Raw genomic sequence first — 22,060 nt, forward strand, 5'->3', positions numbered from 1 at the left:
CTTAATTTTTAAAGACTATAGGTAAGCGTAGTGTAATATAACCCTCCTATTGCCGGGCCACCCAAAAACGAATTATAATAATTATTGGTAAGGTTAGTAGCGCCCAATTTGATTCCCAGTTTTGACTGATATAAATCATAACTTAACTGAGCATCCAGCGTGCCATACGCTTTTACATCGCCATTAACTAAAAATGACTTCCAGTAAAAACTACTCTGTCGCCTGTAGGTAAGTGCAAAGCCAAGGCTCTTAATCACATTCTCTCCACTAAAAGAGACATTACCCATCCACTCCGGCGTATTAAAGCCATCTTCAAAACCATCATTATTATCGGTACGGCTTAATTTGGCGTATGACACATTTCCACCTATAGTGTAATGATCTGCGAGCAGGTAGCTTAAACCCAAACTGGCACCCAGATTGTACACCACACTCTGCGAGTTTGTATACATCCTATATCGACTTTGCTGGCTCCTGTCATTTAGATATGTGGGTATTAGCATTGCATCAGTTGTGTTGGGCACATTCATTTCTACCTGTGCAATAAAGTTGTCGTATTTGTTGAAATAAAAATCAGCGTCTATTTTAAGGCTCCTTTTTATGAACAAGCCCTTATACCCAACTTCAAACGAATTAATATGTTCCGGTTTAAGGTACGTGTAATAGTTTTTAACCAGCAATCCTTTCTCTTGTTCTATAGCGTCGGCAAGGGCTACGCCATTATTAAAGTCGCTATTAACTGCCGCCTGGAACCTATCTACAGAACTGCGTAAGTACGCATTTTCGAAAACACCATCAGACATCACTTTTAATCCGCCCACCCTTTTTACACCGCCACTGTTAACGTTAGAAAATGCCTCAAAAATACTTGGAAAACGCGAACCACTTTGAAAAGACATCCTTATGCTCTGATTTTTTCCAGGGGTTAATACCGCAGCTATGCGAGGATTATACTTTATATCAAAATAATCATTTTTGTCGGCCCTTAATGTCGCTGAAAGTTTTAAAAGCCCATGTAATAAACTTTTACCCGCCTGAATAAAGCCACCTGTTTTGCCGTAGCTAAAAGTATTAAACGTCTTACCCGGCTTAGGGTTGATAAAGTAATTACCATCCGGATTTATTATATAAGACTGATAATCAGCTCCAGCAAGAAGATCCAGCCCAGTGCTTTCTTTAAAGTTTTTTCCCAATACTTTAGAAATGTCTACCTGGGCTTCGCCATGTACCAATTTATCTCTAACGCGCAGCGCAGCACCTTCATCCCAATTATTAATATCAGCTAATTCATTTAGTTTATTCTTAAAAGCAGTAGTACCGGGCTGTAGCCTTCCCATATCTGCCGCGGCACGTGCCTGGTTTAGCGCTTGTGCAGTGTTGGCACCGGGAGCAGCCAATGCATTATTAAACGCTGTGGTATAATCAGCGTACCAATCATTATCTGATTTAAAACTACGGTCTAAATTCTCTGCCGCCGATCGAAGGTTGTATGACTTACCGGTGTTTTCGGTAGTAACAAATGCCCTTACCTGAAAAATATCATTTTTTAATTCTACGGCATGTTGCTGTAAAATATAATCTTTGAGCTCAAACCGGTTAGCACGCTGGTATACATTATCAAGGTCAGCAAAGCGGTACGTGTAACTTAATGTAGTCTTTGGGCTAATCTTATAGTAGAGGCCAATATCTGCCTTAATATTTTGTACATTATAGTCTGTTACATCTTTTTCGCTATAGCCTGTACGTGCTACTACATAACGCCTGCCATTAAGGGTAAGGGTGCGGCGGTTAGACGATTCATTGCCATAACCATTTACCGGGTCGTAGGCAGGATTATTAACTCCTCCGGCAATACCAACACCTGTATTAGCATTTGCATTAAGGTCTGTTCGGTTATCCGCAATCCAGTCACTGCCTTTAGTAAAAGTACCATTGAGTTTGAAAGCGAAACGGTCGGATAGTTTCTGGGCAATCCTAAAGCTCGTCTCCGTAAACATTTTTGCACCCGAGTTACTATCATCAACATGGTTTACTCCTGTTTTTTGCTGAAAGGTTATACCTGTATTAGTAAACGGGTCTTTCGTTATAAAGTTGGCAAGCCCGTTAATGGCATTGAGACCATACAACGCCGATGCTGTACCGGGAATTATCTCTACACGTTCAATATCCAGGTCACTTGGCCCCATAGCATTACCAATGGGGGCGCCTATATGGGGCGCCTGATTGTCGATACCATCAACCAGTTGGGTAAAACGCACATTAGTGGTATTAGCAAAACCTCGGGTATTAATTATTTTAAAACCCAAACTTGGGGTAAGCATCTGTACTCCCTTTACATTTTCGAGCGCATCAAAAAATGATGGCGACGCACTTTTTTTAAAGTACGCACTATTTACATTCTCGATACTTACCGGAGATTTCATGATACTTTCGGAAGTTCGGGAAGCAGATATTACAACTTCGTCCAGCGAATGGTTCCTTATCGAATCGATTGGTTTGATAGTATCCTGTCCGGCAATAGATTGTGCACTCATTTTTGCACCCGTTAATGCAGTAAAAAATATAAAAAGTGTAAATATAAATTGTAAAGTTTTCGTCATAAATATTGCTGTTATCCAAGCGATTGCATTAGCGCAGGGGATAAATGTATCTTTATATCATTAATTATTTTAGCTAAAGTTCGGTCTATTTACTAATAATACTGGAGCTGATAGCAAATTTCGACATTAAAGGTAAATGCATTAGTATACAGATTACTGTTTCTCTAACCAATATTACAGATTTAACTAATATTGGTCACGGCTTTGCATTTTGACTGTTTGACAGTTGTTCACACGCGTCAGTATGAGGGCAACAACAATATTATGAGGTGTTAGAAAGTTGCTTACGCTTTTTAGAAATAAACGAATTAAGATTTGCCACTATATTTGTCCATTTAAGAATAGTCAGATATTGAATGACTTAAAAGATGACGCGCCGGTTTTTGCCTCAGCCGGAGTATACCTAATGTCACCTCATAATTATTCTGTTTCATTTTAAAGTATTTTAATACAGCTAATTTAGGCGGATGCAGTGGGCAGGTTTTGAGCAAGCGAGGCAGGACTGTAACAAATTGGATGACTGGCAAAAGATATAAAATGAATGTATCATTTAAATAAGACGATAGAGAGGCACTGAAAAACGCCTCAAACTTTCATATTTCAGGACGGGATAAAACTAAAACAAAAAACCCTTCAAATTACTTGAAGGGTTTTTCTTACCATTTGTAGCGAAGACGGGAGTTGAACCCGTGACCTCAGGGTTATGAATCCTGCGCTCTAACCGACTGAGCTACCTCGCCATCTCTGCACCCATTCACTGCCTGAATGCGGGTGCAAATATAAAACTTTATTTAAAAGCTGCAAATAAAATTTTACAAAAAAAATTATTTTATCAAATGCTTTTTTTAGAATGTTAATTATTATATATTTCCAAAAATTTTTACACCAATGGACGAAAAAATTAAGTACGAACTTGAATTCCCGATAACTTCATCGCCTCAGCTTTTATATCAATATATATCAACTCCATCAGGATTGTCTGAATGGTTTGCAGACAACGTTAATTCGCGCGGAGAGTTTTTTACATTTATATGGGATGATACTGAGGAGAAAGCAAGGTTGTCTTCTAAAAAAAGCGGGGAGAAAGTTAAGTTCCGTTGGATAGACGAGGAAAATAATGATGGCGATTATTATTTTGAACTGCGCATTCTTGTAGACGAAATTACTAAAGATGTATCTTTAATGGTGGTAGACTTTGCCATAGAAAATGATATGCGCGAATCTAAACAGTTATGGGAAAACCAGATATCCGACTTAAAGCATGTTTTAGGTTCTGTTTAAAACATTCATTTAATTACAGTATATTTGCCCTGAATTTTTCAGGGCTTTTTTTATGATCAATTATAACGGCAGCATCGTTGCCGAAACTCATATCTCTATACATCAAAACAGGGCTTTCCTTTATGGCGATGCTATTTTTGAAACACTTAAGGTTTTAGACAATAAGGTACTTTTTCTTGAAGACCATTATTTTAGGCTCATGGCGTCTTTACGGATAGTGCGCATGGAAATACCCATGAATTTTACCATGGAGTATATGGAAGAACAGGTTATAAACTTAATTAATGCCTTTTCGCCTGCTGCATCTTTTCGTGCCCGTATTACTTTTTTCAGGAAAGAGGGCGGCCGCTATTTGCCGGTTACCAACGACACTGAATTTATTGTTACTGCCGAAGAACTGGATGCACCGCTCTATACCCTTAATACAGCTCCGTATGAGGTAGAATTGTTTAAAGACTACTATGTAACAAAGCAATTGCTATCTACGCTTAAAAGCACCAATAAGATGGTACAGATAACCGGCAGCATTTTTGCCCATGAAAATGGCTATAATAATTGCCTTGTTATAAACGACGATAAAAATGTGGTTGAAGCCCTGCAGGGTAACTTATTTATGCTTACAGGCAGTAAACTGGTTACGCCTCCATTATCGGATGGGTGCCTTAACGGTATAATGCGTAAACAAATATTAGCAATAGCTGCTAAAGTAGAAAGTATTGAAGTTATTGAACAATCTATATCTCCGTTTGACCTTCAAAAAGCAGATGAACTGTTTGTAACTAACGTTATTACCGGGATACAGCCCATTACAAAATACCGCAAAAAAGAATTTGGCAACGCAACTGCTGCCGAATTATTAAAAAGGCTAAACGCAAAAATAAGGTTTAGTTAGTTTAATGCAGGATTTTCGGGTGCATTGCTCCATATAAGATAGTCGCCACCAAGTTCCATAATTTTCTCTTTCCAAAAAGAAGTGCTTGATTTGCCTATAATCTTGTTATTATACCTGTTTTCAGATATTATCCAGGAGTTTTCTTCGAGTTCATCTTCAAGCTGGTGGGCATTCCAACCGCTGTAACCCAAAAAGAAACGTATATTGTTCTTTTTAATAAGCCCGTTGTTAATGAGTTCTTTTGTAGAGTCAAAATCGCCACCCCAGTAAATACCATTAGATATTTCTATACTACCGGGTATCAATTCTGGTATATTATGTATAAAGTACAAATTGTCCTGCTCTACAGGGCCGCCATTATATATTTTAAAACTGGCTCTTATCTCCGGGACAAGGTCATTTATAGAATAGCCTAACGGTTTATTAAGGATGAAGCCTACAGAGCCCTCGTCGTTATGATCGGCAAGCAATACTACCGACCTGTTGAAAGACTGATCTCCGATAGTAGAAGGTTCTGCAACGAGCAAATGGCCTTTTTTGGGTTTAAGTGAAATCATCTTCTTACAATTTGAAATAAATTTAACTAAAAAAACATCGCCACCAAAAATATTCACAAAGATTTAAAAAAAAAGCTTCTCAAAATTGAGAAGCTTTAACTTATAAACCAATAATTGTTACATTATTTTGTATTTACGTGCGCATCAAGTTCTGCACCCGGCTTAAATTTCACTACATTTTTAGCAGCAATTTTTATTGAATCTCCAGTTTGAGGATTTCTACCTTCTCTTGCAGCCCTGTTAGAAACTGAGAAAGAACCAAAACCTACTAAAGAAACTCTGCCACCTTTGTTAAGTGCACCACTTACGTGATCTACAAAAGATTCAAGTGCTTTTTTAGCAGCCCCTTTAGATATTCCTGCATCTGCAGCTATTGCGTCGATTAATTCTGATTTGTTCATAATACCTGTAATTAATTGTTTGGTTAAAAATTATTGTTTTTCTAATTTCCTGTTATACAAATTTAACAGGAATTACAAACCATGCAAGTTTTTTCTGCATTTTTCATTTTAATTGTTGATAACTTTTTTTATTATGTTAATAATCTCACTTATTTTGTGATAATATTATAATAAAATGAAGTTTTCGTATTACAAAGCTACAGCATTCTCAGTAAAAGCCATGCCATTTAACAATTCGTTAGCACTCATTTTACGCCTCCCGGGCATTTGGAGGCTCAAAATCTTTAAAAAACCATCGCTTACCGCTACTTTAATCTCTTTTTTATCAGCAATTACAGTACCTGCAGCAAGATCGTGCCCTTCGGCAATAAAGCTGGTTTCATAAATTTTTACACTAAGTTCTTCTTCCTTATCTTTTATAAAGCACCATGCCGCAGGATACGGACTGAGCCCCCTAACGAGGTTAAAAATTTCCTGCCCCGGCCTTGTCCAGTCTATCTTACAGTTTTCTTTATTTAGCTTGTATGCAGTTTTTATATCGTCGCCAAGAGGCTGAATAGTTGTATCTACATTTCCTCTCTCTATAAGGGTAAGCGTTTTTATTACGGTATCCTTTCCAAGGTCCATTAGGCGGTCATGCAATTCACCTGCACTCTCGGCAGCACCAATTTCAGTTTCTGCCCTCAGTATCATGGCACCGGTATCTATTTTATCGTCTATAAAAAAAGTAGTTACACCGGTAGTTTTTTCGCCGTTAATAATCGCCCAGTTTATAGGGGCAGCGCCGCGGTACTGTGGCAGTAACGACGCATGCAGGTTAAATGTTCCCAGCTTAGGCATACGCCAAACAACTTCCGGCAGCATCCTGAATGCCACCACCACTTGCAAATTAGCCTCAAGGCTTCGTAGTTCGGCTAAAAAACCTTCATCTTTCAGGTTAGTGGGTTGCAGTAATTTTAAGTTCTTTTCGAGCGCATATTCTTTTACGGCAGAGTATTTTACTTTTTGTCCGCGCCCGGCAGGCTTATCAGCTGCAGTAATAACGCCTACTATAGTATAATTTTGCTGGTATATAGCATCGAGTATCCCTACGGCAAATTCGGGCGTACCCATAAAAACAATTCGCAACTGTTCCATTTTACTTAAGGGTATATTGGTTGTTTGTATTCATCATAATTTTATTGTGCTCCAGCAGCAACCGTATAGCAAATACCGTTTCTTCGGGCGTGAAGCCCAAATTGCTTTCTATTTCGCGGGAGTTAAGCACATTATCTTTAAGCAATTCCATTATGGCTGTTGCCATTTCCAGCGGGTTTTTAGGTTTTCTGTTCTTAGCAATACAATATGAGCATATACCACAATCTGTAGTATTCTCTTCGTCAAAATAATCCAGTATAAGGCGGCTTTTGCAGCGGGTGGTATTATTTATATACTGTATTACACTTTCAAACTGCTTCACCTTTATATCGTTTTGCTGAACCAGAAATTTAGATATGCGGTTTATGGTATGCTCATCTTCCCTAACTTCGTTAAAGGTAATACTACTATCGTTACCAGATGTACGCAAGGTAACCACGCCTTTTTGCTCCAGTTTTTGCAAAAGCATAATAAGTTCTGCCTCGGTAATAGCAGCCTTTTTAGTAATTAGAGCAGTATTAATAACCGTTTCCATATCAAAAATACCTGTATAATTTCTAAGTATCGTTAATATTGGCTCTTCTTCGGCCGGGTTAAGGCTAATGTAGCGCACCACCTCTTTACTGGGAATAATAAACTGCAGGTTTACCTTCTCTGTAAATTCTTTAGAGAGCGTGAGCACTCCCTGCCTGTCTAAAAATTGCAGGGCATTGTAGGTTTTAACAGGATGAAATTTATATTTATGACAAAAGTCGTTATAATTAAAAGGATAAATTTCTCCCATACCCTCGCCATAGGCTATTTGCAAATAGGTGTTAAGTTTAAGGTACACCTCTTTTAAAAACTTTTTATCGGGCAAGACATCTATAAACTGGCTTTGGGTAGTTTTAACGTCAGATGCATTTACAAGCAGTACAGCAAACGCCTTTTGCCCGTCGCGTCCTCCCCTGCCCGCTTCCTGATAGTAATTTTCTAAATTCTCAGGCAGCTGAATATGTATAACGGTTTTTACATTATGCTTATCTATCCCCATACCAAAGGCATTAGTAGCCACAATAACCTGCACTTTTTCATTGAGCCAGGCCTGCATATTGGTATTCTTTTCTTTTTCCTTAAGGCCGCCATGATAAAATGTTGCCCTGAAACCTAATGAGTTTAATTGTTGCGATACATCATGGCATGATTTACGGTTGCGTACATATATTATAGATGGGCCGGCATTTTTTGTAAGCATTTGCTGAAGTCTGTACAATTTATCTTCGGTATCAAAAACCATATACGCAATATTTTCGCGATAGAATGATTTTTTAAACAGAAAAGGTTTAGTAAGATCCAGCTGTGTAACAATATCCTGCTGAACCCTGTGCGTTGCCGATGCCGTTAACGCAAGAAAAGGTACCTGTGGCAAATGCTTTTTTAATGCAGATATTTTAAGGTATGCCGGGCGAAAATCGTGCCCCCATTGTGATACGCAATGCGCCTCATCTACAGCAACAAGATTTATGGGCAACTCTTTTATACGCTCTATTATCCAGTCGGCCTCAAGCCGTTCCGGCGAGAGGTATAAAAACTTATAATTACCAAACCGGCAATTGTCCAGCAGGTCGCTTATTTCGTCTACAGAGAGGCGTCCCGTAAGCGCAATGGCTTTTATACCGCGCTTTTCAAGGTTTTGTACCTGGTCGTGCATTAAGGCAATTAATGGCGATATAACAAGGCACAAGCCCTCCTGCATTATGGCCGGCACCTGGAAGCAGACCGATTTGCCGCCGCCCGTAGGCATTAGTGCAAAAGTATCGTGGCCATTTAGCACCGACTGGATAATTTTATCCTGCGGGTCGCGAAAGGTATCGTGCTGCCAGTATTTTTTCAGGATATCGAGCGCCTGTTGCTGCATAAGTTTTATGAAAGATGCCCCAAGATAAAAAGAATTCTGTTATCAGGCGTGTCTTTTGGCACTTCTATTAAATCGTAGCCGTAATTTTTGTAGGTTTCCTGTAAATGTACCGCTATTAGTTTAGCCTGTTCGTAGTTTTCATAACGGGCATCATCGGCAGTATAAATCTCTTCCCACGGTGGCAGGAAAAATATTTTTGTGTATATATGGTCGCGGCATGCCTGGTCAAAAAATGCCGGGTAACTGTCGCCTATATAGTGCATGTATGCCAATACATCTGGTATACCGCGATCTATAAAAACAGTAGGAGCCACATCCTGTACCGCAGTATGGTATTGTTTTTTGCGGCCTTCTAAAAGTAACTCGCTAAACAACAAGGGTTTTTCTAAAAAAAGCTGCTCTATGCCCTGCTCCCGCGCCTGGTGTATTACCTCGCGTGAAATCTCAGGGTAACAAGTGTGCCCCTTACCTGTTAATGCTTCTATTAATGTAGTCTTGCCCGATCCGGGTCCGCCAATAAGTACAACAATTTCCTTGCCCACAGTTTTTATATAAGCAGCAAATTTAATTAAAGATAACTGATTATAAAAACAGTTTGCTTTTTTTAGAGCCTGCGGCATAATAATCTACATAACAACACCATTTACTATCAGATTACACCCCTTAACAATATTTGATAATCATTATCTTACAAAGAATATTTCAAACTGGTAATTAGCGACACAAACAAGTTAATTTTAGAAATATTACATACAATTTTAATTATATTTTTAAGTTATGCATATAAATAAACTATATTTACCTAAGTTATTGTTAAACAATTTTAGTTTATGCAATACAATATATAACTTTACTCTACAAAATTTAATGCGCTATGAAGAAATCACAAACTATCGACAGTTTTGGTAATGTACAGGGAAGAGATATGAAATATATGCATTACCAGTCTTTCAACAGGAAAGACACTATTATGACATACATACAATTAGGAGTGGCATCACTTATCGTACTATTGGTATGCATAGGTTTATACGGATTATCTAAATAATTGACTTTACTTTAGATATATAGAAAGCGCGGTATATACCGTGCTTTTTTACGCCTTATCTATAAAATACAAACCCTGCTAATTGCAGGGTTTGTAATTCTTATCCTTTTGGTGGGTAAGGATCATCCATAAAAGTTCGTTCGTCTTCAATAGTGCCATCCAGTTTGTGTATCCTTACAGAACTGGGCAAATTCTTTTTTGCTATCTCTACTGTTTTTGCAACAGCTTCATCTTTATGATCGCTCGTTACAGACGCCCTCTCTGCACCTTCTAATTTACCCTGCCAATGTCCGTTAACATGGGTAACATGATACGTTTTTCTTGTAGCCATACTTTTTAATGTTGGTTTTGTTTTATCTAATGTAAAGACTAAAACAGGCTGAATCTATGGCTTTTAACATTAAAATAATATAAGTGAATTATTTTGCAATACTTTACTTATATATGCAGTAAGCTAAATGCGATCGCTTTCTCTCCAAACCCTGCTTTTTATTTTTAACATCTTCATGATATAATCAGTAAGCTCATCATCATAACCAAAGCTACCAATGCCAATGCGATACAATACACCATGATTTTGTGTAAAAAAAATTTCTATATATCGCGGACTGTTATTAATGCTAATTTCGAGATAACCATAACTATAATTTACCATTACGTCCTCTTTCTCAGTTATTGCATTTAAGTGGCTGCATATATAATCGATATCTTTTTTATCAGATACTTTTATAGAAGGCAAGCCCCCGTTGAAGTCACTCCATCGGTTAATCAATTCTATTTCATCGCAATTCTCTATTTTATTACTACAACTATTAGTAATTAAAACTATTAGAGAAATAAGAAATACATTACAGATAAAATTTTTCATACTTTAATATTGTTGGTGTAAAGTTAGTCAATGATTCGTCCTGACGTTTTTGACTGAAGTGAAAAATAGAAATTTTGGCTTTAGATTTTGGCTTTTTTGCGTTGCATAGCTGCGTTACGGAATAATAAAACAGGTAAAATATGGAGCAAAAAGATCATTTTGCAGCCAATTGAAAAAAGTCAAGATGAGTTCAATACAAAGTAATACAGTAAAACGGCAGTTGCTGATTTTATTATGCGTACCTTTACATAAATACTTATAAATGATAAAGTTTAGCATTAACGACGAGGTTTACCAGGCAGGTAAATTTGGTTTAAAAACAGCATTAACGGTTTGGAAAATCAATCATGATAAAGATGGCTCTGTAACCTACAACTGCTCTGCAAGCAAAGGCCGGGACGAACAGGTTTACACCGATAAACAAGTTTACTATCTTGCCGAGTTATATTAATATATTGGCAATAATAATACAACACCTTTTAGCACTGCTAAAGGGTGTTTTTGTTTTACTTACTTTTCAAAACCACAAAGGTCTTTACCCTGACCCTGTGCTTCCTTTAATGTAACTTTGCTTATTTCGGTTTTACAATTGCTAAGCCCGCGGCAATCTTTAATAAGATGGTATTTTTTCGCGCCCTTACTTTTACAAATATAGACATCGTTAGCACCTGTAAAAGATATTATGGGCAACAGAAGCAGTAGTAACAACAATATTTTTTTCATACTTTATTGCGCTCATTCAGGCAACATGCCTGTTATCTTTATTACCATATGTACTATAGTGGCAAATATTGGCAGCCACACAAACCATAATTTCTTTCTTATTTCGTGGGGAATATCTTTCTTGTTATATCCTTTAAAAAAACAATACACTAAAGTACACACAACTATAGTTCCGCTAATGCCCACTACTACGGGGTGCGTTTGAGTAAACACTATTACAAAGAAAAATAGCAGCAGCAATGCTATTATTACAGCGCTATATTTCGACCATATTGTTGGAAGATTGGATCTTGAATCAAAGTAGATAATGTTTTGCAGCCCTGATTCAATCTCTTGTATACCCACTACATCGGCAGGGATAATTATTTTATTCAGGGCAGATGTTATTATTATAGTACCCTTTCCATTTTTTGCAATGTTTGTTATAGTATCATAATAAATAGTTTTAGGAGGCTTAGCTTGCTCATAAGTTGTAATACTTTTATCATCTGCAGCAAAGGTAATACTGTAATATAAGGATTTTGATTTAGCAATCATCCTGAATAACATGATTGCCCAAACTATTATTAATATTATAACCGGTAATAAGCTTACAAACCAATTAGGCTCTTTTGTGTTACTCTGATATAGCGGTATACCCGTCCCTGCTACAATTATGGGTATAAATAATAGTAAAAATTTCCTCTTTAATAACCTGAATCCTTCATCAGACCGTTTATATTCTTTCATTATAATTTTAATCTTTAGTCATTTTTTCCCAGGCTTCAGTAGTCATTATTAAGAGGCTTTCCTTAGCACAATCCCATACAGACACATATTTTTTAGAAAGCACAAGATGCTGAGACCAATGCGTGTACTGGCTGTACAGCATTAGTGTGCAAACATCTGTAGCAGTAATAAATTCTCCTGTTTCGGGCAGGTGGTTATGCATGGTTGCTATCTCATTCTCACTGTCTGAATAATTTATAGGAATAATGTTTTTATGCAGCGCTTTTTTAGATGTGATGTTGTTTTTCTTATCAAATTCTATGAGATAATCATTACCAAAAACAACTACACCGGTTATAGAAGGCCCGGTAAGTACAAATACTTTTTTAGAATTGCCTGCAATAACCGGTATAAAATTGAGGTTAGTGTTATTATAAACCTTAAAGAGGCTATCGTTTTGGGCAAGAGCCAATGCCTTTTGCCTTATCGTGTAATAATCTGTTTCTAATGTGTTTAGTTTTCTGTTATTGCTGTTAACTTCCGCTGCCTCTACAACAAAAGAGTCGTTAAAGGCTATAGTTGCAAGTACATTTGGCGATGTTTCTTTATCGAAAAATAAACAGGTATGTAATTTACCAACAGAGTAGGAAAAATAACCGCCTATCTTATCTTTTTTCTCGGGAAATTTAGCCATAAAAATATCTGTCCCGTGCCATGAAGCGCGTTCAGAGTTGTACAGGAGCGTAGCCTCGTCTAAAATGGCCTGTTTTTCTTTCTCCTGGCTTACAGCAGGAACCATATAAAATGTAAGGATAACAAGGAGTAAATTTTTTATCATAAGGTGTTTATTGTTTATCAAATATATTAAAATTAACAGATTTGTATTACCCCCGCGTTTATTATTATATACAACCATAACTATTAGTTATAAGAGGTTACATATATGCTTTAAAATTGCATTTAATACAAACTAAACAGCGGATACATTTATTTTTAGTAATTTGCATGCTTTAAAGGGATGATTTCTCTCCCATAAGAAGGAATTGCTTTTTTGTGAAAATAAAATTACAATTCGAATGTCTGTTTTAGAAAAATTAAATGCTGCAGATGCCATTGCTTTAGAGAACAAATATGGTGCACATAATTACCACCCGCTACCCGTGGTCTTAGCCAAAGGCGAAGGTGTATATGTTTGGGATACCGATGGTAAAAGGTACTACGATTTCCTTTCGGCCTACTCTGCAGTAAACCAGGGGCACTGCCACCCAAAAATTATTAATGCCCTTATTAACCAGGCGCAAACCTTAACGCTTACATCGCGCGCTTTTTATAATGACCAGTTGGGCCGGTATGAGGAGTTTGTTGCCAATTACTTTGGCTATGATAAGGTATTGCCAATGAATACAGGTGCTGAGGCTGTAGAAACAGCTATAAAGCTTTGCCGCAAATGGGCTTACGAGCGCAAGGGCATTGCCGAACAGGAAGCACAGATTATTGTTTGCGAAAACAACTTTCATGGCAGGACCACTACCATAATATCGTTCTCTAACGATGAAAATGCACGTAAAAATTTTGGCCCCTATACGGCAGGATTTATAAAAATACCTTATGATGATATTGCTGCTTTAGAAGAGGCCTTATCATCATCTCAAAATATTGCAGGGTTTCTTGTAGAGCCTATTCAGGGAGAAGCAGGCGTATATGTTCCTGCCGATGGTTATCTGGCAAAAGCCAAGGCACTATGCGAAGAGTATAATGTTCTTTTTATTGCCGATGAAGTGCAGACGGGCATTGCCCGTACAGGGAAATTGCTTGCTGTTAACCATGAAAATGTACAGCCGGACGTTTTAATTTTAGGTAAAGCGCTGTCGGGTGGTGTATATCCGGTTTCGGCAGTACTGGCAAATAACGAGGTAATGAACGTTATTAAGCCGGGGCAGCATGGCTCTACCTTTGGCGGTAACCCTATTGCAGCAGCTGTTGCCATAGCAGCACTGGAAGTGGTAACCGACGAGAACCTTGCCGAAAATGCTACTGTTTTAGGCGAACTGTTCCGTGAGAAAATGAATGATTATATTGCCCAAAGCAATATTGCAACACTTGTGCGCGGCAAGGGCCTGCTTAATGCCATAGTTATTAACGACAGCGACGACAGCTCTACTGCCTGGGATATTTGCATGGCGCTTAAAGACAATGGCCTGCTTGCAAAGCCCACTCATGGTAACATAATCCGTTTTGCACCGCCATTAGTTATGAACGAGGAACAGTTACTGGATTGTGTGAGTATTATAACAAAAACGCTTAAAGATTTCGAAAAGTAATCCTAAACTGGTTTACGGATACAACTTTGATTATAATTACCAATCCCTCTTTGTAAAACATTGAGGGATTTTTTATTCTATTTTACTACATTTACGGCATGAAAACCATTTACATAATACTAATGTTTGCTGCGGCTTTTGTGGCATTGTATGAGCAATCGCTGGCCAGGCCTAATGTTATAATAATGGTTGTTGCAATAATTATTTTTATGCTGGGGCTTATGAGGCTAATGAGCAAGGTACCCGGCAAACATGACTCTAACAACAATGATGATGAAGTTTAAGGCCGGAGATACCGTTACAGTTCTGGATGATTCTTTTAGCGGAAAGGTAAAAGGATATAAAAATGGCAAGGTTTTAATTGAAACCACCGAAGGTTTCGACCTGACCTTTGAAGAAAATGAACTGGTTGCCATTGCCAATACTAAAGAGATGGGCTCTTTTTTTGCTAACCAAAGCGTACACTCGGTTTTGCGTGAAAAAGAAGTACCAAAAAAACGCAGCTTTGTAAAGGAAAAGAAAGAAAAAGGCGAAGGCTTTGTATTAGAGATAGACCTGCATATAGAAAAGCTTGTGCCCAATAAGCGCGGTATGAGCAACTACGACATATTAACCATTCAGGCAGATACTGCCAAGCGCCAACTGGAGTTTGCCATTAAAAACCGAATGCCTAAAGTGGTATTTATTCACGGTGTGGGTGAAGGCGTGCTTAAAGCCGAACTCGACTTTATGTTAGGCCGTTACGAAGGCATTACCTTTAGGGATGCTGATTATCAAAAATATGGCCTTGGCGCTACAGAGGTTTATATTAAGCAAAACCCTAACCGATAATTAACTATTACCACAAAAAAAATATTCGATAAAAAAGAGGCTATCCAGGTAATAATGGATAGCCTCTTTTCTGTTTTTTTTACTCAACCCTATCTACAAGCCGTATAAATTCTGCCTTGTAACCCTCCGGGTCATATAATAAACCTTGTTTTGCAAGTTCTTTAATAGCAGCCGGTTGTTTAGCAGGTATAAGTTTAGAATCCCGTAACTTTAATCCGAACCAGGCTACAGCAGCAGCAAACTTAAAGTCGGCAGAAGTCCTGTCAGGAGCCACTATACTGTTAGGTATCGTTTTAATTATCTCTGTACTTTTATCTTCGTCAGGTTTTTTGTGCCTGAATTTTATAGTCGCCAACTCATCGCTATAATTTCCTGTTGCAGCCCGCACCTGGCTATACTTAAGTTCTGCATTTGGCGCAAAATAATCACTTTGCACACCTGTGGGAATAATTTCGTAAAGTGCTGTAACAGTATGGCCGCTGCCAAGTTCGCCTGCATCAACGGTATCGTTAGCAAAATCTTCGTCGCGAAGTTTGCGATTTTCGTAACCTATCAATCGGTACGACTGCACGTGTTTAGGATTAAACTCTATTTGTATTTTTACATCTTTTGCAATGGCATACATAGACCCTATAAATTCTTTATCAAGAAAACGGCCGGCTTCCTGCATGTTGTCTATGTAGGCATAGTTGCCATTACCTTTATCGGCAAGGGTTTCCAGTTTACTGTCCTTATAATTGCCCATACCGTAACCCAGGCACGTAAGGAACACGCCGCTTTTGCGCTTAGCCTCTATGAGAGTTTGCATATCATCATCTGTAGAAGCTCCTACGTTAAAGTCCCCGTCTGTAGCCAGTATGACACGGTTATTCCCGTCTCTTATAAAATTATCCTGGGCAGTTTTATAAGCCAGCTCTATACCTTCCCCTCCGGCAGTGCTGCCTCCGGCATTAAGATTATCGAGCGAAGCTATAATTTTATCTTTATCGGCAATACTGGTAGATGGTAATACTAATCCCGCTGCACCGGCATATACTACAATAGCTATCCTGTCTATAGGCCTCATTTGGTTAACCAGTATTTTCATAGACTGTTTAAGCAGTGGCAGCTTGTTAGCATCGTTCATGGAACCCGACACATCTATAAGAAATACAAAGTTAGATGCAGGTAAATCTTTAGTGGCTATTTCCCTGCCCTGTAAACCAATTTTAAGCAGTTTATGTTTGGGGTTCCACGGAGCATCGCTATATTCTGTATTTATAGAGAACGGATCATTACCCGTAGGCTGCGGATAGCTGTATTTAAAAAAGTTGATCATCTCCTCTACCCTAACAGCATCTTTAGGAACCGTTTGCCCATTGTTTATAAAGCGTCGAATATTAGTGTAGGATGCATTGTCTACATCTATAGAAAATGTGGAAAGTGGCGCGGTAGCAGGATTCTCAAATTTGTTTTCTTCAAACGACTCATACTCTTCCTGATCTATTTTTATTTTATCGATTGGTACAAATTGTCCTGTTGCATTATCTATATATCCTGCCTCTTTATCTTCCTTTATTGCTTTTTTAAGTTCCCTTATTTGCTTGCGTGTTAGCTTCTTTGTTTTGATGATTACAACACCATTTACACCTCTGTTACCGTATAAAGAAATCGCATTTGCGTCTTTAAGCACACTAATCGATTCAATATTATTCGCATCAATTTTTCTAAACGCATTGGCATTAGCCGGTACTCCATCAATTACATACAACGGTTCATTACCTGTTTGTATAGAAGAAACACCTCTTATAGAAATCTTACTATTACTTCCCGGCGCTCCCGCAACTGTAGAAATATTTAATCCCTGTGCCTCTCCCTGTAAAGTCTTAACAAAAGTTGCATTTGGCCTGCCTGCTACAACAGCACCTTTACCAATTTGATTCTCTACTTCCTTATCCACATCAGAAAGATATCCCTGTTGTGTATTTGGCACATCTGCAATCCACATATTGGTCACACCATTTACTACTTTAGTACCGGGTACAAGTTTTATTTTAGCTGATTTAAAATTTTCTTTATTTTTACTTCTTGCATTACCAAAGGTTATAGAATTACCCTGTTGAATCGCGACTCCTGCAACCCTTCCTTGTAAACTTTGCACGGGAGTAGCATTTGGCCTGCTTTCTATGGTTTTAGCTGTTACAGTTGTAACTGCTACATTGCTTTGTGCCTTTGTTGTTGTCCTGTATGCCTCAACTACCACATCATTTAATTCGGCAGTGTTAGTTGCCATAGCTACGTTGCGAGAATTATTACTATAGTTTGCCACAATAGATTGCTCTTTCATACCTATAAAGCTCATGTTTAAGGTATCGCCCACGGTAGTTTGCAGGGAGTATTTACCATCAAAATCAGTTTGGGTAGCAATACTTTTATCATTTCCAACTACAGTAACCCCCGGAATAGCTAACCCCTGCTCGTCGGTTATAATACCCGTAAATACTATAGGTTTCCTATATATGGAAGCAGGTGCCGATTTTGCAGCTGCAGGCGATGCTGAATATTCTACTGCAGGATCTGTATTAGTTGTTGCCGATTCCGCAGTAAGAATGTGGCCTTCTGTATTTGTTTTCCGGGCTTTAACATTCGCTTTTGTAACAACTTCAATCTTATCTTTTATTTTAATTTCCGGTCTAACTACCTCCTTAACTTTCTCCGTATCTATAACCGTTACATTATGTTCTGGCAGCGCTTTAGGGGCTAATACAGGGTCGTTGTTATTAAGTAGATAAGTGCCTATGCCCATAAACAACAGGAACAGGGCAGCTATACCGGTATATTTCCACCAAATGGCAGCGCGGCGTTCTTTTTTGGCATCCAGCTTTTCCTCCACACGGTTCCATACGGCATCCATGCGGGCAAAGCCTTTCTCTTCGGCCCTTGTAGCGGCCTCTTTAAACTGGTCGTATATTTTATCTTTATTTTCCATTGCTGCTCGTGTTTTGATAATAAACGTTGTTTACTAATTCCTTAAGTTTTGTGCGGGAGACGTTTAATTGTGATTTTGATGTTCCCTCGCTAATGCCCAGCATGGCGGCTATTTCTTTATGCGAAAAGCCCTCTATGGCAAAAAGGTTAAATACGGTACGGCAGCCCTCGGGCAGGTAAGTAAGCAGGTGCAGCAGTTCTTCTTCTTCAATTGTTGCTGTTTGCGAAACAGAAGGTTCATCGGCACGAGCCATATCTTCTATGTAAATATTAAAATTTACATTGCGCTTAAGGCTAAGCAGGCACTGGTTTACAGCAATTTTTCGCGCCCAAGCCTCAAAGGCTTTGGTTTCTTTTAGCTGGTCCAGCTTGGTAAATATAGTATAAAAGGCATCGGCCATTGCCTCCTCTATATGTTCCTCTTTTTTTAAGTACCGTTTGCAGGTGTGGTACAGTTTAGGAGCCAGTAGCTCATACACCTGCCTCTGGGAGTCACGGTGCATCTTTCTGCATGCTGTTATGAGTTTTTCGTCTATCACAATTTGTCTCTTTGTTACATAGAGCAGAAAAACTATGTAAAGGTTGGGATGATTAGCAGAAATATTTTAGTTTTCAGTCCCAGTCCCAGTTTTCAGTCTCATTTCGACTACTAATTTATTACAGTATCAGTAATATTATCAATATATTACATATTTAACCACGACAATAAACGTTGTTTTGACAACAGTACTCTGAAAACTGCGACTGCGACTGAAGACTTATTTCTTTATCGTTACTTTATAAATATCCGATTCGGTATCATCCTTATCGGTATCTTCACAAAGCAAAAATTCAAGGTTTTTGCCTTCTTCTTTGTAAAGTGTTATGCCTTCAAATTTATTTTTGGTAGATATTACCTCGGTAAACTCCACTTTCATCTTGTCAATATTTATCCGACCTATCATTGTGCCTGCCACTTCGCCATCGGCATAGGTAGATTCTCCGCTCTCGGCCGCAGCAATAAAATAGAGTTTATCTTCCACCTTTATAGCATCGGTAAAGCCATATTGCGCTCCCTTTATTTTTGGCAATTTAATTTTGTTATACACTATCTGAAAAGCTGTATCGTCTATAGTTCCCGTCAGGGTAAAAATACCGTTCTGTGCTTTTGACCCATTGCCGCGGTTAAACAAATACCAAACTTCGCCGTCGTTTACCGCAGCTTCTATATTAAAATTTTCGGGGGTAATATCGCCAAACTGCTGCATTACAAGGTACAGGTCGGTTGCGTCTATGTGTGGGTATACCTCTTTGGTTTTATAATTTATGTGGCCTATAAGGTTGCGGTTCTCGCCAGATCCCGACCCAAATAAATATAAATCGTCGCCTTTGGCAGCAACAGCCTCATAATCGGCTTTGTCTTTTTTAGGCACGTTTTCTAACGCTCCTGCATAATCTTTAAATACTAACGGGGTTTTATCGAGGGTTTCATCATTAATAGTGTAATGATAAAGCATGTGGCTGTTATCTGATATGAGGTAAAGCGAATTATCGTTATAAAAAAGGCCGGAAGCAGAGCCTATGCCTATAATGCGAAACAATAACTCGAGTGTAAACTTTTGCATAATCTTATGTTTTACTAAAAACACAGCAGGGTTTTAATTGTTATATTTATATAAAGATAATCCAATTTATACATGAAGTCCCTACACACTAAAGATTTTAAGGTTAACGATAGTTTTTCTATAGCCGGCTCTCCTACTACCCTAAACAATAAAGCATCAGACGATGATAAAAAAGATGCCCTTAAAGATATTAGCAAAAAACTTGGTGAGTTACAGGACAAGATGTATGCCAACAATCGTTATGGTGTACTTATAGTATTGCAGGGCATGGATACAAGTGGTAAGGACAGCCTTATACGCGAGGTTTTTAAAAATTTTAATGCCCGGGGTGTAAATGTGTTTAGCTTTAAACAGCCTACATCGGCCGAACTGGAGCACGACTACCTGTGGCGCCACTATATTGCTTTGCCCGATAGGGGAAAGTTTGCCGTGTTTAACCGCTCGCATTATGAAAATGTGCTGGTTACCCGCGTGCACCCTGAATATATTTTAAACGAAAACCTGCCGGGTATTGAAAAAGTTGAAGATATACCGGCCACGATATGGGAGGATCGCTACAAACAGATTAATAATTTTGAAAAACACCTGGCACAGAATGGCACCATTATTTTAAAATTTTTCCTGAATATTAGCAAAGAAGAACAGCGCCAAAGGTTATTGCGCCGCCTTGACCTGAAAAAACATAACTGGAAATTTGCTCCCGGCGACCTTACCGAAAGGAATTACTGGAAAGACTACCAAAAATATTATGAGGAAGCTATAAATAATACCTCTAAGGAACATGCCCCCTGGTATGTTATTCCTGCTGATGATAAAAAAATGGCGAGACTACTGGTAGCTAAAACTATTTTAGACGAGCTTGAAAAGTATGACATTAAAGAACCGGAAGTAAACGAAGAGGTAACAGAAAATATAAATAAGTACATAGAAATACTTAATAACGAAAAATAGGCAATTACAAATATTGCTTATTTATATTACTGGTGTATAGATAAATATACCTTAAAAATAAACAGTGCAGCCGGGCAATGCTTTTTTAATCCTTGCCTGCTCTGCTTTGTTTATGGGGTTACCTTTTAAAATTAATGTTTTTAAGTTAACCAGCAAACCAATGTTTTTTGGCAACGTGGTAATGTTATTATCTGCCAGCGAAAACAGTTCTAATTTATTTAAAGTACTAATACTATCCGGCAATGAGGTAAGCTTATTATTACTAAGCATAAGCGTTTTAAGTCCTTGCAGCGCAGCAATTTCGTTAGGCAATTCGCGCAAAAAGTTATACTGAATGTTTAACTCTTCAAGATCTGTAAGTTTCGTCCAATAGGCATCAAATTCGTTAAACTGGTTAAAACCCATATTAAGGCTTTTTAGTTTTTGCAGTTTAGATATCCCTGCCGGCAACGTGCTTAACTGGTTGTTGTCTATTTCCAGCACTTCTAAATCTTTACAATTCTCTATGGCGTTAGGTATGGCCGTAATTAAATTGAAAGACAAATGCAGGAACCTCAGCTTTTTTAATGTTTTAATTTCATCCGGTAAACGGGCAATGGAATTATCTGAAAGGTCGAGCCTTACAAGTTTATTCAGCTTCACTATATCGCGGCTTATGTACTTAAGCGCATTTAGTTTAAGGTTTAATATTTCAAGATCCCTAAGGTTAAAAACATCCTGCCCCACATACTCCAGGTTATTGCCCATAAGATTTAAAAAGGTAAGCTTGTTTAAGTGGGAAATATCTGTGGGTACATGAAATATACCATGATCCCTAAAGTTAAGGTGGGTAGCTTTTGGCTTTGCAGCCAGAGCCGTTTCTACACTTGTATATACCTTATCTTTTAAGGGGTTTACATTTTGTGCATACCCCGAAAGGCTAAGAAAACTAAGTAGTAATAAAGAAGATTTTATCATTATTGGTAGCCTAATTTGTAGGTTTTATTACTGTAGTGGTTGCAGCCTGCCTGTAAGCAATGCTTTTGCAAAGGCGGCGTTTAGCCGTATGAGTATTTTTAGTGATTGTGCTGATTTTTTTATTGGTATTGGTTGTGTTTTTAAATAGCTGTGAGTCTCCGGAGAGTACTACAACTAAACTCCACATAAAAAACAATACCATTACAGATAGTAAGCTTTTGTTCATTTGGTGTGTTTTTAACGATGGGTTTAACCATCAAATTTAAGCTTTAGCCTGTGCCCTGAGCTTATGTATGTTTTAAGGTAGTATGATTTTA

24 protein-coding genes and 1 tRNA gene are annotated in these 22,060 nt (G+C 38.1%); 8 read left to right on the forward strand and 17 right to left on the reverse strand.

The window, feature by feature from the left end; genetic code table 11:
• Positions 1 to 8 precede the first annotated feature (8 nt).
• The gene (locus tag F565_RS0117945) at positions 9 to 2,600 is read right to left on the reverse strand and encodes a TonB-dependent receptor (RefSeq protein WP_197062249.1); all 2,592 of its coding nucleotides are present in this window, start codon (positions 2,598 to 2,600) and stop codon (positions 9 to 11) included.
• 666 nt (positions 2,601 to 3,266) lie between these two features.
• Positions 3,267 to 3,340 (reverse strand) — tRNA-Met (locus F565_RS0117955).
• A gap of 148 nt (positions 3,341 to 3,488) precedes the next feature.
• Between F565_RS0117955 and F565_RS0117960 the strand changes: the two genes are divergently transcribed.
• Positions 3,489 to 3,881: an START-like domain-containing protein gene (locus F565_RS0117960; RefSeq protein WP_020214630.1), complete on the forward strand. Its 393-nt coding sequence runs from the start codon at positions 3,489 to 3,491 to the stop codon at positions 3,879 to 3,881.
• Positions 3,882 to 3,933: 52 nt separating this feature from the next.
• Positions 3,934 to 4,773 (forward strand): aminotransferase class IV, encoded by an 840-nt coding sequence (locus F565_RS0117965; protein ID WP_020214631.1) that lies wholly within the window; start codon positions 3,934 to 3,936, stop codon positions 4,771 to 4,773.
• Here F565_RS0117965 and F565_RS0117970 read toward each other — a convergent pair.
• The 5 genes from F565_RS0117970 to F565_RS0117990 all read right to left on the reverse strand — a co-directional run bounded on the left by F565_RS0117970 (position 4,770) and on the right by F565_RS0117990 (position 9,307).
• Positions 4,770 to 5,330, reverse strand: a complete 561-nt coding sequence (locus F565_RS0117970) for a YqgE/AlgH family protein (RefSeq protein WP_020214632.1) — start codon at positions 5,328 to 5,330, stop codon at positions 4,770 to 4,772. The genes F565_RS0117965 and F565_RS0117970 overlap by 4 nt on opposite strands.
• Before the next feature lie 122 nt (positions 5,331 to 5,452).
• Entirely contained in the window at positions 5,453 to 5,731 is a 279-nt protein-coding gene (locus tag F565_RS0117975; RefSeq protein WP_020214633.1) for an HU family DNA-binding protein, read from the reverse strand.
• Positions 5,732 to 5,920: 189 nt separating this feature from the next.
• Positions 5,921 to 6,868, reverse strand: coding sequence for a methionyl-tRNA formyltransferase (fmt, locus tag F565_RS0117980; RefSeq protein ID WP_026300156.1), 948 nt, complete (start codon positions 6,866 to 6,868; stop codon positions 5,921 to 5,923).
• Between the two features lies 1 nt (position 6,869).
• Complete coding sequence (locus F565_RS0117985; RefSeq protein ID WP_020214635.1) at positions 6,870 to 8,765, reverse strand: RecQ family ATP-dependent DNA helicase; 1,896 nt, start codon at positions 8,763 to 8,765, stop codon at positions 6,870 to 6,872.
• Positions 8,766 to 8,770: 5 nt separating this feature from the next.
• Positions 8,771 to 9,307, reverse strand: coding sequence for an AAA family ATPase (locus F565_RS0117990; protein ID WP_026300157.1), 537 nt, complete (start codon positions 9,305 to 9,307; stop codon positions 8,771 to 8,773).
• A 332-nt stretch (positions 9,308 to 9,639) separates the two neighbouring features.
• On the opposite strand from F565_RS0117990, the gene F565_RS22970 reads away from it, so the two are divergent.
• Positions 9,640 to 9,813 (forward strand): hypothetical protein, encoded by a 174-nt coding sequence (locus tag F565_RS22970; protein WP_154652663.1) that lies wholly within the window; start codon positions 9,640 to 9,642, stop codon positions 9,811 to 9,813.
• A 100-nt stretch (positions 9,814 to 9,913) separates the two neighbouring features.
• Here F565_RS22970 and F565_RS0118000 read toward each other — a convergent pair whose 3' ends face one another.
• Together F565_RS0118000 and F565_RS0118005 are read right to left on the reverse strand one after the other, a co-directional pair.
• Positions 9,914 to 10,144, reverse strand: a complete 231-nt coding sequence (locus tag F565_RS0118000) for a DUF2188 domain-containing protein (protein WP_020214637.1) — start codon at positions 10,142 to 10,144, stop codon at positions 9,914 to 9,916.
• A 123-nt stretch (positions 10,145 to 10,267) separates the two neighbouring features.
• A complete protein-coding gene (locus F565_RS0118005) occupies positions 10,268 to 10,681 on the reverse strand; it encodes a hypothetical protein (protein ID WP_020214638.1) in 414 nt (137 codons plus the stop codon).
• 262 nt (positions 10,682 to 10,943) lie between these two features.
• On the opposite strand from F565_RS0118005, the gene F565_RS0118010 reads away from it, so the two are divergent.
• On the forward strand, positions 10,944 to 11,132 hold the full coding sequence (locus F565_RS0118010) for a hypothetical protein (RefSeq protein WP_020214639.1): 189 nt from the start codon (positions 10,944 to 10,946) through the stop codon (positions 11,130 to 11,132).
• Positions 11,133 to 11,191: 59 nt separating this feature from the next.
• Here F565_RS0118010 and F565_RS0118015 read toward each other — a convergent pair whose 3' ends face one another.
• Genes F565_RS0118015 through F565_RS0118025 form a run of 3 tightly spaced genes read right to left on the reverse strand, consistent with a single transcriptional unit; the run spans position 11,192 to position 12,950 of the window.
• Positions 11,192 to 11,404, reverse strand: a complete 213-nt coding sequence (locus F565_RS0118015) for a hypothetical protein (RefSeq protein WP_020214640.1) — start codon at positions 11,402 to 11,404, stop codon at positions 11,192 to 11,194.
• Between the two features lie 12 nt (positions 11,405 to 11,416).
• The gene (locus tag F565_RS0118020; RefSeq protein WP_020214641.1) at positions 11,417 to 12,133 is read right to left on the reverse strand and encodes a hypothetical protein; all 717 of its coding nucleotides are present in this window, start codon (positions 12,131 to 12,133) and stop codon (positions 11,417 to 11,419) included.
• 7 nt (positions 12,134 to 12,140) lie between these two features.
• On the reverse strand, positions 12,141 to 12,950 hold the full coding sequence (locus tag F565_RS0118025) for a hypothetical protein (RefSeq protein ID WP_154652664.1): 810 nt from the start codon (positions 12,948 to 12,950) through the stop codon (positions 12,141 to 12,143).
• 238 nt (positions 12,951 to 13,188) lie between these two features.
• Here F565_RS0118025 and rocD point away from each other — a divergent pair, with 238 nt between their 5' ends.
• The 3 genes from rocD to F565_RS0118040 all read left to right on the forward strand — a co-directional run bounded on the left by rocD (position 13,189) and on the right by F565_RS0118040 (position 15,264).
• Positions 13,189 to 14,433 carry an ornithine--oxo-acid transaminase gene (rocD, locus tag F565_RS0118030; RefSeq protein WP_020214643.1) on the forward strand — a complete coding sequence of 415 codons (1,245 nt, stop codon included), beginning with the start codon at positions 13,189 to 13,191 and terminating at the stop codon, positions 14,431 to 14,433.
• A 98-nt stretch (positions 14,434 to 14,531) separates the two neighbouring features.
• The gene (locus F565_RS0118035; RefSeq protein WP_020214644.1) at positions 14,532 to 14,717 is read left to right on the forward strand and encodes a hypothetical protein; all 186 of its coding nucleotides are present in this window, start codon (positions 14,532 to 14,534) and stop codon (positions 14,715 to 14,717) included.
• On the forward strand, positions 14,686 to 15,264 hold the full coding sequence (locus F565_RS0118040) for a Smr/MutS family protein (RefSeq protein WP_394363239.1): 579 nt from the start codon (positions 14,686 to 14,688) through the stop codon (positions 15,262 to 15,264). Before F565_RS0118035 ends, F565_RS0118040 begins: the two co-directional genes overlap by 32 nt.
• 79 nt (positions 15,265 to 15,343) lie before the next feature.
• Here F565_RS0118040 and F565_RS22505 read toward each other — a convergent pair whose 3' ends face one another.
• The 3 genes from F565_RS22505 to F565_RS0118055 form a co-directional block, all read right to left on the reverse strand.
• Positions 15,344 to 18,232 (reverse strand): YfbK domain-containing protein, encoded by a 2,889-nt coding sequence (locus F565_RS22505; protein WP_020214646.1) that lies wholly within the window; start codon positions 18,230 to 18,232, stop codon positions 15,344 to 15,346.
• Positions 18,222 to 18,734 carry an RNA polymerase sigma factor gene (locus F565_RS0118050; RefSeq protein WP_020214647.1) on the reverse strand — a complete coding sequence of 171 codons (513 nt, stop codon included), beginning with the start codon at positions 18,732 to 18,734 and terminating at the stop codon, positions 18,222 to 18,224. Before F565_RS0118050 ends, F565_RS22505 begins: the two co-directional genes overlap by 11 nt.
• Before the next feature lie 255 nt (positions 18,735 to 18,989).
• On the reverse strand, positions 18,990 to 19,835 hold the full coding sequence (locus F565_RS0118055; protein ID WP_020214648.1) for a DUF6929 family protein: 846 nt from the start codon (positions 19,833 to 19,835) through the stop codon (positions 18,990 to 18,992).
• Between the two features lie 72 nt (positions 19,836 to 19,907).
• Here F565_RS0118055 and F565_RS0118060 point away from each other — a divergent pair, with 72 nt between their 5' ends.
• The gene (locus F565_RS0118060; protein ID WP_020214649.1) at positions 19,908 to 20,786 is read left to right on the forward strand and encodes a PPK2 family polyphosphate kinase; all 879 of its coding nucleotides are present in this window, start codon (positions 19,908 to 19,910) and stop codon (positions 20,784 to 20,786) included.
• A gap of 51 nt (positions 20,787 to 20,837) precedes the next feature.
• Here the strand turns inward: F565_RS0118060 and F565_RS21950 are convergent, their stop codons facing one another.
• On the reverse strand, positions 20,838 to 21,743 hold the full coding sequence (locus F565_RS21950; protein WP_020214650.1) for a leucine-rich repeat domain-containing protein: 906 nt from the start codon (positions 21,741 to 21,743) through the stop codon (positions 20,838 to 20,840).
• A gap of 10 nt (positions 21,744 to 21,753) precedes the next feature.
• Positions 21,754 to 21,969, reverse strand: a complete 216-nt coding sequence (locus F565_RS0118070) for a hypothetical protein (RefSeq protein WP_020214651.1) — start codon at positions 21,967 to 21,969, stop codon at positions 21,754 to 21,756.
• Between the last annotated feature and the right edge of the window lie 91 nt (positions 21,970 to 22,060).

The sequence above is a fragment of the Flavobacterium rivuli WB 3.3-2 = DSM 21788 genome, from assembly GCF_000378485.1.
In the GTDB taxonomy this organism is placed as follows: Bacteria; Bacteroidota; Bacteroidia; order Flavobacteriales; family Flavobacteriaceae; genus Flavobacterium; species Flavobacterium rivuli.